The organism is Streptomyces sp. NPDC054863, assembly GCF_053610825.1.
In genome coordinates this window covers 1-13927 of the sequence record NZ_JBSGZD010000023.1, presented here as the reverse complement: position 1 = coordinate 13927, position 13927 = coordinate 1, and the positions used below count along the sequence as shown (strand labels likewise).

Here is a 13927-nt window from a genome sequence, read left to right as displayed (position 1 = left end):
GCGGCGCGTGGGGCCGGTGAAACTCGGGTGATCCTGACACCACGGTCCGTACGACAGGGGCCACTTTGCGATCTCCTTGCACAGTGTGCTCGGAAGGTCTGGCCCAGGAGTCACCCCTCAGCCGGTGGTGACCGGCAGAACGTCGGGGGACAGCGCCGCCGCGTGTGCGGAGGCGCTGGTCATCCGCTTGCGGTGGTGGCGGCGGCACAGCACCTCGTAGCCGACGATCTCGGCCGCCATGCCCACGTCCCCGACCACCACTTGCTCGCCCTCGACGACCATCTCGCCGCCCGCCGTGCGGGCGTTGTGGGTGGCGCGGGCACCGCACCAGCACAACGCCTCGACCTGCAACGCCTCGATGCGGTCGGCGAGTTCGATGAGCCGCTGGGAGCCGGGGAAGAGCTTGGTGCGGAAGTCGGTGGTGATGCCGAAGGCGAAGACATCCAGTTCGAGGTCGTCGACGATGCGGGCGAGCTGGTCGATCTGGGCCGGGGCGAGGAACTGCGCCTCGTCCACGATCACGTAGTCCGCACGGCCGCCCCGGCTGATCTGCCCGACCAGATACGCGTACAGATCCATGCGTTCGTCGGCCTCGACCGCTTCCGTCACCAGGCCGAGCCGGGACGAGAGCTTGCCCTCCCCCGCCCGGTCGTCGCGGGTGAAGATCACGCCCTGGAGCCCACGAGCGGACCGGTTGTGTCCGATCTGGAGCGCCAGGGTGCTCTTCCCGCAGTCCATCGTTCCAGAGAAGAACACCAGCTCGGACATGAGGAGTTGAGCCTTTCGGGCGGTGAGGCGTGTGGGGGGGCTTACGGACCTGCGGTACGGACCCGCGGCACGGACCTGCGGTACGGATCGCAGTGCGGGCCGCGGTCTTTACGAGCGTACTTCGAGGAGTGGAACGTGCTGCTCCACGGAAGTCATCGAGCCGTGCATGCCGGTCATCGAGGACTCGCCCGGCTCGCCCCGCGAGGCGGTGATCACCACGTCGGCGTGGGCGGCGGCGACGACGTCGCCGATCCGGCCGCGCACCCGCTCCTCGACGTGCGGGCCGAACCAGCCCGCCTCGATCGCCTCGTCGCGGCTCGCCACCCAGAACTGCTCGCCGAGCACTTCGCGCCAGACGGTCAGCACGTCGGACTCCGCGCCGGGCACGGCGTAGACGTGGCGGGCGCGGCCCTCGCCGCCCAACAGGGCGACTCCCGCGCTCAGTTCCCAGTCCTCGTCGAAGTCGATGCGCGACTCCTCGTCGAAGGGGATGTCGATCATGCCGTGGTCGGCGGTGATGTACAGGGCGCTGCGCGCAGGGAGCTGTTCCGCGAGACGCTGGGCGAGCCGGTCGACGTGCATCAGCTGGCCGCGCCAGGAGTCGGAGTCCACCCCGTAACGGTGCCCCTGGCCGTCGACCTCGCTGTAGTACGTGTAGACCAGCGAGCGGTCCCCGGCCGCCAGGTGGCGCGCGGCGAGGTCCATGCGGTCCTCGCCGGTGAGGCGGCCCTGGAAGGTGCCGCCGCTCAGCGCGATCTTGGTGAGGGGGGTGTGCTGGAAGTCGGGCGACGAGACCTGTGCGGTGTGCACGCCCGCCGCGTCCGCGAGCTGGAAGACCGTGGGGTACGGCTGCCAGACGTGCGGGTCGGTCCAGGGGCGCCAACGCAGCTGGTTCATCAGGGCGTTGGTGTCCGGGTCGCGGACCGTGTAGCCGACGAGGCCGTGCGTGCCGGGCGTCCGCCCGATGCCGACGGAGGCGAGCGAGGTCGCGGTGGTGGCGGGGAAGCCGGCGGTCAGCGGGCGTCCGGTGCCGCCGCGCGAGGTGGCGAGGAGGGAGTGGAGGTACGGGGCCTCGTCCGGGTGCGCCTTGATCTGCTCCCAGCCGAGACCGTCGATCAGGAACACGCAGTTCCGGTCGGCCGGGGTCAACTCGCCGATGGAGGCGGGCATTCCGGGTACTTCCATGCCTGCCGCCAGCGTCGGCAGCAGGTCCGCGAGGGAGCCGGAGCCGTACTCCGGGACCGGGGCGGTGTCGAGCGCGAGGGGGACCGGGTCCTGCCAGGCGGCGGGCAGCGCCATCAGCGGACGGAGGTGCCGGTCGCGGCCGTGGCCTCGGACAGCGCCTGGGCGAAGACGAGGGTCTGCTTCACGGTGTCCGGGCCGTCCCCGGCCTCGCTGACCCGCAGGCTCAGGTCGTCGGCGGTGGAGCTGCCGGTGTAGCCGTGGTCGGCGTCGCAGTTGGGGTCGCCGCAGGCGGCGGGCTCCAGGTCGAGCCGGGCGACGGCGCCCCAGCCGATGGTCAGGACGACCTCGCGCGGCAGCGTGCCCGGAACGTACTTCTCCGGGTTGGCCACGACGCGGCTGACGACGACCGAGGAGATCCGGCCGATCTTCACGGACTCGGTGGAGGTGGTGGCGTACGGCGTCGGGGAGCTCGTGTCGGCGTTCTGCTCGTCGGTGTGGCTGACGATGAAGCGGGTGCCGGTGAGGACCAGGACCGTGACGTGCCGGCGGACCTCGTTCGAGTCGAAGGTGGTCTCCTGGTGCACCAGGTACGACGAGACGGGCTCCGCGCCGACAGCGGCCTCCACCGCTTCGGCCACAAGAGCCGGGTAGTAGCCGCTGCGCTCGATCGCTGCTCGCAGCCCCTGGGTCGTCGTACCGGTCTTCGCCATGCCTTCCATCCTACGGGGCCCGGGAGGGCGGATGTCCCTTGAGCCGGGGGCGGGCCGTGGGGGCTCAGTAGCTCGGGAGGCGGCGGGGGCCCAGGTCGTTCCGCACGGCGGGGGGTGCGAGGCGGACGGTGGCGCCCAGGACGGACAGCCCGTCGGGGGCGGCGACCACGGGTTCGAGGGCGACGCCGACCACCTCGGGGTGGTCGTCGACCAGCCGTGAGACGCGCAGCAGCAGTTCTTCCAGGGCTGCGGTGTCCACGGGTGCGGAGCCCCGCCAGCCGAAGAGGAGCGGGGCGGTCCTGATCGTCCGGATCAGCTCGGCGGCGTCCCTGTCGGTCGCCGGGACGAGCCGGTGCGAGGTGTCCCCGAGCAGCTCGGACGCCGCTCCTGCCAGGCCGAACGACAGCACGGCGCCCGCCGCCGGGTCGATGCTGGCCCGTACGACGGTGTCCACGCCGCGCGGCGCCATGGCCTGCACGACGAGCAGGAGCTCCTCCGGTTTGCCGAGGGCGTCGGTCAGCTCGCCGTACGCCCGCCGCAGGTCGTCCTCGTCGGCCAGGTCGAGGCGGACACCGCCGAGGTCGGGACGGTGGCGGAGGTGCGGGGCGGTGGTCTTGAGGGCGACGGGGTAGCCGAGGCGCCCGGCCGCCGCGACGGCCGCGTCGGGGGTGGGCGCGGCCAGCGCGTCGCGTACGGCGATCCCGTACCGGCCGAGCAACTCCCTTGCGGCGTCCGGCTTCAGCGGCAGACCGCGCGGGTCGGCGTCCTCGGCGAGGAGTGCGTCGATCTGGGCGGCGGCGCCGCCCTCGTCGATGTTCTCGTACTCCGGCACCCGCCCCGGCTCGGCGGCCTCCCGCCGCCACTGCGCGTAGCGAACCGCCTCGGCGAGGGCCCGGACGGCACGCTCGGCGGCGGGGTAGGCGGGAATGCGCCGGGAGGTGGGGGGCTCGGGGGCGAGGGGGTCGGGGGTGACGGACTCAGGAGTGACCGACTCAGGGGTGACGGACTCAGGAGTGACGGGCTCGGGGGCCGGTTCCTGGGACGGCGTCGGCTGCTGCACCGCCGGTGCCGGCTGCGGGGCCACCGGTGCGGTGGCGGTCCTGTCCGGTGCCGGCTGCGGGGCCACCGGTGCGGCGGTCCTGCCCGGGGCCGTGCTCGTCGCCGCCGCCAGGGCCTCGGCCAGTTCTCCCATCTCCACGTGGACCACCGCCACCGGCTTCGCCGGGGACGTCGCCGCCGCCTCGCGCAGGGCCGCCGCCAGCACCTCGCCGTCGCCGGACTCCATCGTTCCGCCCTCACCGACCCAGGGGATCGCCGTGACGACGACCGCGTCGCACGCCGGGTCCGCGAGCGCCTGGGACAGGGCCGTACGGAAGTCCGCGGGGGTGGCGCCCGTCGTGAGGTCGCGCGGCGGGAGCGGACGCAGCCCCTCCGCGATGCAGGCGTCGTACGTGAGGAGGCCGAGCGACTCGGAGTTGCCGAGGATCGCGGTGCGCGGTCCGCGCGGCAGCGGCTGGCCGGTCAGCATCAGCCCGGCGTCGACGAGCTCGGTGACGGTGTCCACGCGGACGACACCCGCCTGCCGGAACAGCGCCGAGACCGTGGCGTCCGGAATGCGCGCCACCGGTACCGCGTGCCCGGGCGGCGTACTCCCGCTGTGCCGGGCTCCCTTGACGACCACGACCGGCTTCACGGCGGCGGTCCTGCGGGCCAGGCGCGTGAACTTCCGCGGGTTGCCGATGGATTCGAGGTAGAGGAGGACGGCATCGGTGTCCGGGTCCTCGTAGCAGTACTGGAGGAAGTCGTTCCCCGAGACGTCGGCGCGGTTCCCGGCGGAGATGAAGGAGGAGACGCCCGCGCCGCGCCGGTGCAGCCCGGAGAGGAGCGCGATGCCGATGGCGCCGGACTGGGCGAACAGACCGATCCCGCCGCGCGCCGGGCGCTGGGGCGCGAGGGAAGCGTTGAGACGTACGAGGTCGGAGGTGTTGATGATGCCGAAGGCGTTGGGGCCGATGATCCGCATCCCGTACGAACGGGCCTGGCGGACCAGTTCACGCTGCCGCTCCCGCCCTTCGGCCCCGCTCTCCGCGTACCCGGCGGCCAGCACCACCAGTCCCTGGACACCGCTCTCGCCACAGTCGGCCACGACCTCCGGCACCTTCTCCGCCGGTACGACGACGACCGCGAGGTCCACGCCCTCGCCGATCCCGGCGACGGAGCGGTGCGCGGGAACGCCGCCCAGCTCGGTGACGCCCGGGGGAAGGGCCGCGTTCACCGCGTACGTACGGCCGGTGAATCCGGCGGCCAGCAGGTTGCGCAGGACGGTGCGGCCCACGGACTGCGCGGAGCGCCCCGCGCCGACGACCGCGACGGAGCCGGGCGACAGCAGCCGCTGCACGGAGCGGGCCTCGGCGCGGTGCTCGCGGGCGCGCTGCACGGCGAGGGAGCGGTCGGTGGGCTCCAGGTCGAACTCCAGGTGCACGACGCCGTCTTCGAAGGAGCGCTTCTGCTGGTAGCCCGCGTCCGTGAAGACCTTGATCATCTTGGAGTTGGCGGGCAGCACCTCGGCGACGAAGCGCCGGATGCCGCGTTCGCGGGCGACGGCTCCGATGTGTTCGAGGAGGGCGGAGGCGACGCCGCGCCCCTGGTGGGCGTCCTGGACGAGGAAGGCGACCTCGGCCTGGTCGGCGTCGGGGCCCGAGGCGGGCAGCCCGTCGGCGTTGATGCGGTCGTAGCGGACGGTGGCGATGAACTCGCCGCCGACGGTGGCCGCGAGGCCGACCCGGTCGACGTAGTCGTGGTGGGTGAAGCGGTGCACGTCCTTGGCGGACAGCCGGGGGTAGGGCGCGAAGAAGCGGTAGTACTTCGACTCGTCCGAGACCTGCTCGTAGAAGCTGACGAGGCGCTCCGCGTCCTCGGTGGTGATGGGCCGGATGCGCGCGGTGCCGCCGTCGCGGAGCACGACGTCGGCCTCCCAGTGGTCGGGATAGACGTGATCCTGATCGCCCGCAGCCATGGCCATGGGTGCAGCCTACGACTCGCGGGCACCCGGGGAGCGGGGCAATCTGGTCCTGTTCGGCGGGACTTTTGCCGGGCAGAGCAGCCCGCACCACGTGAGAGACTGGTCTAGACAACCAATAAGCACATGAAGGGCAACACCATGGTTGAGCGCCGCGTCACCGTCGGCTGGGCCGAGGGCCTGCACGCCCGCCCCGCCTCCATCTTCGTCCGCGCCGTCACGGCCACCGGCGTCCCCGTCACCATCGCCAAGGCGGGCGGCAACCCGGTCAACGCGGCGTCGATGCTGGCGCTGCTGGGCCTGGGTGCGCAGGGCGGCGAGGAGATCGTGCTCGCGTCCGAGGCCGAGAGTGCGGACGCGGCTCTGGACCGTCTGGCGAAGCTGGTCGCCGAGGGCCTGGACGAGCTCCCCGAGACCGTCTGACCTTCTGAGACCCCATAAGGTCGCGCCCGTACGGGCGAATTCTTGACCCGGCAGCCGTGGCCTCCCCCGATTCGGGGGCCGCGGCTGTCGGCGTTTCCCCTGAATTCAGGGTGCCGAAGACGCCGGTGGAATTGCGTCCATCCGGTATCCGATTCCGGCCCGCGGTTTTCCCATACGGCTTTCGCCCAGGGTTTTCGCCGCCCACCGATTTCCCCTACTGCTTGTATACGGCCCTCGTGTTAATTCCGGCCGCCCGCCGCGTTGACGGCTTGTTGCGGAATCCTCATGCGGTACGCGGCCAGCGCCCGCTCCGCGTGCCGCGCGGTCAGCGTCCTGGCCAGCTCCGCGTCCCGCCTGGTCACCGCGTCGACGATCGCGCCGTGCTCGGCCCACGCCTCGGCGGGCCTGGCCGGCCGGTCCACCACGTACATCCAGGCGATCTTGTGCTTGAGCTGGGTCAGCAGGGTGATCAGGCCGGGGCTGCCGGACGCCTGGGCGAGGGTCTCGTGGAACCAGCCGGTCAGGGCGGTCAGGTCCTCGCCCTCCGCCCGCCCGGCCCGCTCCTGGCCCATCCTGACCAGGCCGCGCAACACCTTGAGGTGCGCCTCCCTGCGCCGAACGGCCGCACGCGCGGCGCCGAGCGGCTCCAGGAGCGTGCGCATCTCCAGGAGGTCCGCGGCCTCCTGCGCGGTCGGCTCGGCGACGCAGGCGCCCGCGTGCCTGCGGGTGGTGACGAAGCCCTCGGCCTGGAGGGTGCGCAGCGCCTCGCGGACCGGGACGCGCGAGACGCCGTACCTGCGGGCCAGCACCTCTTCCGTGAGTCGGCTGCCGCACGGCAGGAATCCGGACACGATGTCGTCGCGAATCGCCGTACACACCGAATGCGCGGGAATGCGCATGCCAGGACCCCCGTCTGCCCGCCGAAGCCTTCTCTCAACTCTATTGCAACACGGGGGAATTACCGAAGAAAATCCGGGATCTCCGAGGAATGCGCACACGGAAATGCCCCGGCTCGTGAAGAGCCGGGGCATTCCGGAACAGCGGGAGCGGCCACCGCACGTGCGACCGCGGCGGGTGCGGTCAGACGCTGACGCCGTGGCCGCGCAGGTACGCGACCGGGTCGATGTCCGAGCCGTACTCGGAGGAGGTGCGGGCCTCGAAGTGCAGGTGCGGGCCGGTGGAGTTGCCCGTGGAGCCGGAGAGGCCTATCTGCTCGCCGGCCGCGACGGACCGGCCGACGGAGACGCCGATCGAGGAGAGGTGGCCGTACTGGGTGTACGAGCCGTCGTTCATCCTGATCACGACGTTGTTGCCGTACGCCCCGCCCCAGCCGGCCTCGACGACCGTGCCGGCACCGACGGCGACGACGGAACTGCCCGACGAGGCGTGGAAGTCGACACCGGAGTGGCTGCCGGAGGACCACATCGCGCCGCCGGACTGGTAGCCGGTGGAGACGTACGAGCCGGCGACGGGCAGCCGGAAGGCGTTGAGGCGCTTGCGCTCGGCCTCGCGGGCGGCACGCTCGCGCTCCTCGCGCTCCTTCTTGGCCTTGGCCTCCGCCTTGCGCTTGACCTCGGCCTTGCGGGCCTCCTCGGCCTTCCGCTCGGCCTCGGCCTTCTCGTACGCTTGCTTCTGGGCGGTGGCCTGGGCCTCGACCTGGGCGGTGAGGGCCTCCGTCACGGAGTCCTCCATGACGACGGCGCGGATGGTGCCGGTGTCCTCGGCGGCCAGGTCGTGCTCGGCGGCGATGGCCTGCGGGGCCAGCGTTCCGATGACACCGGTCGTGGTGAGTGCGGCGACTCCGGCGATGTTTGCGCTCCTGCGCGACAGCACGGAGGGACGCCGGTGCTTCCCGGCGGCACGGGTGAACGCCATGAAGTGGCTGTTTCCTTTCCTTCCTTCTCGCCTACCGGGTTAGCTGACGGGTTCGGAGCAGGAAGGTCTCCTACGGGCCCCACCGGCCCGTGAAGGGCGATGGCGTCCGATTCACCCCAGGGACTGAATGGGTCCCCGGCTCCCCAGGCTCGCGCCTGACGGGGACTCGGCGATGACTGCCCGGTGCCACGGTTGCGGCGCACTCTGACGGACAGCCGGACCGACGCTAAGCGGCACTTCTTTCAATCGCCAAACAGACAGCCGTTTTTGTAACGGAGCCCACACGGCAGACAGGCAACCTCTCCAATAAATCGGACAAAAGGGAGGACCCCGACGACTCGGGAGTCATCGGGGTCCTTCTTGTCATGCTTTGTACCGGTTGTGTGGAGGGCCTGTGAGGCGGCCTTCCACCGGTCAGCCGGTGACGACCGTGACCTCACCGATGTTCAGCGCCCGTACGGGCTCCGCGATCTGCGAGGCGTCGCCGACCAGGACCGTGACCAGCTTGTCCACCGGGAACGCGTTCACGACGGCCGCCGTGGCCTCCACCGTGCCGGTCGCGGCGAGCCGGGCGTACAGCTGGGCCTGGAAGTCGTCGGGCAGGTGCTGCTCGACCTGGTCGGCCAGCGTGCCCGCGACGGCGGACGCCGTCTCGTACTTGAGCGGGGCGACCCCGACCAGGTTCTGCACGGCGACATCGCGCTCGGCGTCGGTGAGCCCCTCGGCCGCGAGCGTCCGCAGGACCTTCCAGAGGTCGTCCAGGGCGGGCCCGGTCGACTCGGTGTCCACGGAGCCGCTGATGGCCAGCATGGCCGCTCCCGCACCATCGGCCGTGGAGCGCATGACCTGCCCGAAGGCGCGCACGCCGTAGGTGTAGCCCTTCTCCTCGCGCAGGACACGGTCCAGGCGCGAGGTGAGGGTGCCACCGAGGCAGTACGTGCCGAGGACCTGGGCGGGCCAGACGCGGTCGTGCCGGTCCGCGCCGATGCGCCCGATCAGCAGCTGGGTCTGGACGGCACCCGGGCGGTCGACGATGACCACACGGCCGGTGTCGTCGGCGGTGATCGGCGGGACCGGGCGGGGAGCGGCGGTGTTGCCCGTCCACTCCCCCAGGGTGTCGGCCAGGACGGCGTCCAGGTCGATGCCCGTCAGGTCGCCGACGACCACGGCGGTGGAGGTGGCCGGGCGGACGTGCGCCTCGTAGAAGGCGCGCACGGCCGCGGAGTCGATGGCCTTGACCGTCTCCTCGGTGCCCTGGCGGGGGCGCGACATGCGCAGGTCCGCCGGGAACAGCTCGTGGGAGAGCTGCTTGGCGGCCCGCCGCGACGGGTTGGCCGCCTCGTGCGGGATCTCGTCGAGCCGGTTGCGCACGAGACGGTCGATCTCGCCGTCCGCGAACGCGGGCGCGCGCAGGGCGTCGGCGAGCAGGCCGAGCGCCTTGGGCAGCCGGGAGACCGGCACTTCGAGGGAGACCCGGATGCCGGGGTGGTCGGCGTACGCGTCGAGGGTGGCGCCGCAGCGCTCCAGCTCGGCGGCGAACTCCTCGGCGGAGTGCTTGTCGGTGCCCTCGGTGAAGGCGCGCGACATGATCGTGGCCACCCCGTCCAGGCCCGCGGGCTCGGCCTCAAGAGGCGCCCCGAGATTGACCTCGACGGCCACCAGCTTCTGGCCGGGACGGTCGCAGCGCAGCACGGTCAGCCCGTTGGGCAGGGCGCCGCGCTCGGGGGCAGGGAAGGCCCACGGGGTGGCGGGCCCGGCCTGCGGCTGCGGGTGGAACTGCATCTCGCTGGTCACGGCTACGGTCTCCGTCACTTGTCCGCCCCTTCCTGCTGGTCTTCCTGTGCGGCCTCGCCGGCCGTGTCGTCTGCGAGATCGGCGGCGGCTGCGAGCGGTTCGTAGACCAGGACCGCGCGGTTGTCCGGGCGCAGGCGCGCCTGCGCGACGGCCCGGACCTCTTCGGCCGTCACGTCCAGCACGCGCTGCACGGCGCTCAGGGCGAGCTGCGGGTCGCCGAACAGCACGGCGTACCGGCAGAGTTCGTCGGCGCGGCCGGCGACGGTGCCGAGCCGGTCCAGCCACTCGCGCTCCAACTGGGCCTGGGCGCGCTCCATCTCCTCGGCCGTCGGGCCCTCGGCGGCGAACCGCGCGAGCTCCTCGTCGACGGCCGCCTCGATCTGCGGGACCTCCACGCCGCCGGACGTCTTGACGTCCAGCCAGCCGAGCGAGGGCGCGCCGGACAGGCGCAGCAGGCCGAACCCGGCCGCCACCGCCGTCTGGTCGCGTCGTACGAGACGGTTGTGCAGCCGGGACGACTCGCCGCCGCCGAGGACGGTGAGCGCCAGGTCCGCGGCGTCCGACTCCCGGGTGCCGTCGTGCGGCAGGCGGTAGGCGGCCATCAGCGCACGCGCCGGGACCTCCTCCTCGACGACCTCGCGCAGTTCGCCGCCGATGACGTCGGGCAGCGAGCCGTCGCGCGGCGGCTGCTTGCCGTCGTGCGAGGGGATCGAGCCGAAGTACTTCTCGACCCAGGCCAGCGTCGCCTCGGGGTCGATGTCGCCGACCACGGACAGCACCGCGTTGTTGGGCGCGTAGTACGTACGGAAGAAGGCGCGGGCGTCTTCGAGCGTCGCGGCGTCCAGGTCGGCCATCGAGCCGATCGGGGTGTGGTGGTAGGGGTGGCCCTCGGGGTACATGAGGGCGGTGAGCTTCTCGAACGCGGTGCCGTAGGGCACGTTGTCGTACCGCTGGCGGCGCTCGTTCTTGACGACGTCGCGCTGGTTCTCCATGGACTCGTCGTCGAGCGCGGTGAGCAGCGAGCCCATCCGGTCGGCTTCCAGCCACAGCGCCAGCTCCAGCTGGTGCGCGGGCATCGTCTCGAAGTAGTTGGTCCGCTCGAAGCTGGTGGTGCCGTTGAGCGAACCGCCGGCGCCCTGCACCAGCTCGAAGTGGCCGTTGCCGTGCACCTGGGCGGAGCCCTGGAACATCAGGTGCTCGAAGAGGTGCGCCAGGCCCGTACGGCCCTTGACCTCGTGGCGGGAGCCGACGTCGTACCAGAGACAGACCGCGGCGACCGGGGTCAGGTGGTCCTCGGAGAGGATCACCCGCAGACCGTTCGCAAGCCGGTGCTCGGTCGCTGTCAGGCCGCCGGAGCCGGCCTGCGCTGTGGCCGTGTGACCCATGGGCATGTACGTCCCTTCGATCGCGTATGAGACAGGTCCTGCAAGTAAGTCCTGCCACTGTATGCAAGCGCACTGACAGTCCGCGAAGTTCCCGGTCCGGGCACTCTTCTCGGGGATGCCCCAAAAACCGCTACGGACGGGTCGAGGTCGGCGTTGTCAGTGCGGCGGTCCACAATGGTCCGCGTCAGCACCCCCGCGTCCCGCACCACCGATCCCACAACCACCCTTTGAACAGTGAGAAGGAGCCGCAGCGCGATGGCCCGCCGCAGCACGAAGACCCCGCAGCCTGACGAGGCGTTCGAGGAGAAGATCCTCGACGTCGATGTCGTCGACGAGATGCAGGGCTCCTTCCTCGAATACGCCTACTCGGTGATCTACTCGCGCGCCCTGCCGGACGCGCGGGACGGCCTGAAGCCGGTGCACCGCCGCATCGTCTACCAGATGAACGAGATGGGCCTGCGCCCCGACCGGGGGTACGTCAAGTGCGCCCGCGTCGTCGGCGAGGTGATGGGCAAGCTGCACCCGCACGGCGACGCGTCGATCTACGACGCGCTGGTCCGCATGGCGCAGCCGTTCTCCATGCGGCTGCCGCTGGTCGACGGCCACGGCAACTTCGGCTCGCTGGGCAACGACGACCCGCCGGCCGCGATGCGTTACACCGAGTGCAAGATGGCCGACGCGACGTCGCTGATGACGGAGTCGATCGACGAGAACACGGTCGACTTCACCCCGAACTACGACGGCAAGGAGCGCGAGCCCGTCGCACTGCCGGCCGCGTATCCGAACCTGCTGGTCAACGGCGCCACCGGCATCGCGGTCGGCATGGCGACCAACATGCCGCCGCACAACCTCGGCGAGGTCGTGGCCGCCGCACGCCACCTGATCAAGCACCCGGGCGCCGACCTCGAAACGCTGATGCGCTTCGTGCCGGGCCCCGACCTGCCCACCGGCGGCCGGATCGTCGGCCTCGCCGGCGTCAAGGACGCGTACGAGAAGGGCCGCGGCAGCTTCAAGATCCGTTCCACGGTCACCGTGGAGAACGTCACGGCGCGCCGCAAGGGCCTGGTGGTCACCGAGCTGCCCTTCACGGTCGGCCCGGAGAAGGTGATCGCGAAGATCAAGGACCTGGTCGGCTCGAAGAAGATCCAGGGCATCGCGGACGTCAAGGACCTCACCGACCGCTCGCACGGCCTGCGCCTGGTCATCGAGATCAAGAACGGCTTCGTGCCGGAGGCCGTCCTGGAGCAGCTCTACAAGCTGACGCCGATGGAGGAGTCCTTCGGCATCAACAACGTGGCGCTGGTGGACGGTCAGCCCCTCACCCTGGGTCTCAAGGAGCTCCTTGAGGTCTACCTCGACCACCGCTTCGAGGTGGTACGACGCCGGAGCGAGTTCCGCCGCACCAAGCGCCGGGACCGTCTGCACCTGGTCGAGGGCCTGCTCGTCGCCCTCATCGACATCGACGAGGTCATCCGCCTCATCCGCTCCAGCGAGAACTCGGCACAGGCCAAGGAGCGGCTGATCGAGCGCTTCGGGCTGAGCGAGATCCAGACGCAGTACATCCTGGACACTCCGCTGCGCCGCCTGACCAAGTTCGACCGCATCGAGCTGGAGTCGGAGCGCGACCGGCTCAACGGCGAGATCGACGAGTTGACCGGAATCCTGGACTCCGACACGGAGCTGCGCAAGCTCGTCTCGACCGAACTGGCCGCGGTGGCAAAGAAGTTCGGCACCGAGCGCCGCACGGTACTTCTCGAATCCGGCGCCTCGGCCGTCGCCGCCGTCCCGCTCGAAGTGCCGGACGACCCGTGCCGCGTGCTGCTCTCCTCCACCGGACTGCTGGCCCGTACGCCCAACGGCGAGCCCCTCGCCCTCGACGACGCGCGGCGCACCAAGCACGACGTGATCGTCTCCGCGGTCCCCGCGACGGCCCGTGGCGAGATCGGCGCGGTGACGTCGGCCGGTCGGCTGCTGCGCATGGCGGTCATCGACCTGCCGCAGCTCCCGGACACGGCGTCCGCGCCCAACCTGTCGGGCGGGGCCCCGGTGTCGGAGTTCCTGTCCCTCGAAGGCGACGAGACGCTCATCTGCCTGACCACGCTCGACGAGTCGTCGCCCGGACTGGCGATCGGCACCGAGCAGGGCGTCGTCAAGCGCGTCGTCCCCGACTACCCTTCCCACAAGGACGAGTTGGAGGTCATCTCCCTCAAGGACGGTGACCGCATCGTGGGCGCGCGGGAGCTGCGCACCGGTGAGGAGGACCTCGTCTTCATCACCGACGACGCCCAGCTCCTGCGCTACCAGGCCGGGCAGGTACGGCCGCAGGGCCGTCCGGCGGGCGGCATGGCGGGCATCAAGCTGGCCACGGGCGCCAAGGTGATCGCCTTCGCCGCGGTGGACCCGGCGGCGGACGCGGTGGTCTTCACCGTGGCGGGCTCGAAGGGGACGCTGATCGGCGACGCCGAATCGTCCGCGAAGCTCACCCCGTTCGACCAGTACCCGCGCAAGGGCCGGGCCACCGGCGGCGTCCGCTGTCAGCGGTTCCTGCGCGGCGAGAACATCCTGACGCTGGCCTGGGCGGGCGCGGCCCCGGCCAGGGCCGCCCAGCAGAACGGCACCCCGTCGGACCTCCCGGTCCCGGACCCGCGCAGGGACGGCTCGGGAACCCCGCTGACGAAGCCGGTGGCATCGCTGGCGGGGCCGGTGTAGCGAGGCCCCCGGCACGGGCGTCCCCAGTGGGCGGCCCCGGCACCGGTGCCCCCGGTGGA

At 71.6% G+C, this 13927-nt stretch carries 10 protein-coding genes and 1 riboswitch; of the genes, 2 read left to right on the top strand and 8 right to left on the bottom strand.

Annotated elements, in window-relative coordinates; all coding sequences use genetic code 11:
* Positions 1-117 precede the first annotated feature (117 nt).
* From ACWGIG_RS07290 to ACWGIG_RS07275, 4 genes are all read right to left on the bottom strand, one after another.
* Complete coding sequence (locus ACWGIG_RS07290; protein ID WP_453320547.1) at positions 118-768, bottom strand: thymidine kinase; 651 nt, start codon at positions 766-768, stop codon at positions 118-120.
* Positions 769-876: 108 nt separating this feature from the next.
* Entirely contained in the window at positions 877-2067 is a 1191-nt protein-coding gene (locus tag ACWGIG_RS07285; protein ID WP_453320546.1) for an alkaline phosphatase family protein, read from the bottom strand.
* The gene (locus ACWGIG_RS07280) at positions 2067-2663 is read right to left on the bottom strand and encodes a DUF5998 family protein (RefSeq protein WP_453320545.1); all 597 of its coding nucleotides are present in this window, start codon (positions 2661-2663) and stop codon (positions 2067-2069) included. Before ACWGIG_RS07280 ends, ACWGIG_RS07285 begins: the two co-directional genes overlap by 1 nt.
* A gap of 64 nt (positions 2664-2727) precedes the next feature.
* Entirely contained in the window at positions 2728-5685 is a 2958-nt protein-coding gene (locus ACWGIG_RS07275) for a bifunctional acetate--CoA ligase family protein/GNAT family N-acetyltransferase (protein ID WP_453320544.1), read from the bottom strand.
* Between the two features lie 138 nt (positions 5686-5823).
* Between ACWGIG_RS07275 and ACWGIG_RS07270 the strand changes: the two genes are divergently transcribed.
* Positions 5824-6105 (top strand): HPr family phosphocarrier protein, encoded by a 282-nt coding sequence (locus ACWGIG_RS07270; protein WP_398422442.1) that lies wholly within the window; start codon positions 5824-5826, stop codon positions 6103-6105.
* Between the two features lie 239 nt (positions 6106-6344).
* Here the strand turns inward: ACWGIG_RS07270 and ACWGIG_RS07265 are convergent, their stop codons facing one another.
* From ACWGIG_RS07265 to ACWGIG_RS07250, 4 genes are all read right to left on the bottom strand, one after another.
* Positions 6345-7004 (bottom strand): GntR family transcriptional regulator, encoded by a 660-nt coding sequence (locus tag ACWGIG_RS07265; RefSeq protein ID WP_453320543.1) that lies wholly within the window; start codon positions 7002-7004, stop codon positions 6345-6347.
* Positions 7005-7185: 181 nt separating this feature from the next.
* Complete coding sequence (locus ACWGIG_RS07260; protein ID WP_453320542.1) at positions 7186-7980, bottom strand: M23 family metallopeptidase; 795 nt, start codon at positions 7978-7980, stop codon at positions 7186-7188.
* A gap of 14 nt (positions 7981-7994) precedes the next feature.
* Positions 7995-8162, bottom strand: a riboswitch (cyclic di-AMP (ydaO/yuaA leader).
* A gap of 232 nt (positions 8163-8394) precedes the next feature.
* Entirely contained in the window at positions 8395-9762 is a 1368-nt protein-coding gene (locus ACWGIG_RS07255; RefSeq protein ID WP_453320582.1) for a M16 family metallopeptidase, read from the bottom strand.
* Between the two features lie 26 nt (positions 9763-9788).
* Positions 9789-11159 (bottom strand): M16 family metallopeptidase, encoded by a 1371-nt coding sequence (locus ACWGIG_RS07250; protein WP_453320581.1) that lies wholly within the window; start codon positions 11157-11159, stop codon positions 9789-9791.
* 255 nt (positions 11160-11414) lie between these two features.
* Here ACWGIG_RS07250 and ACWGIG_RS07245 point away from each other — a divergent pair, with 255 nt between their 5' ends.
* Positions 11415-13868, top strand: a complete 2454-nt coding sequence (locus ACWGIG_RS07245) for a DNA gyrase/topoisomerase IV subunit A (protein ID WP_453320541.1) — start codon at positions 11415-11417, stop codon at positions 13866-13868.
* Positions 13869-13927 lie beyond the last annotated feature (59 nt).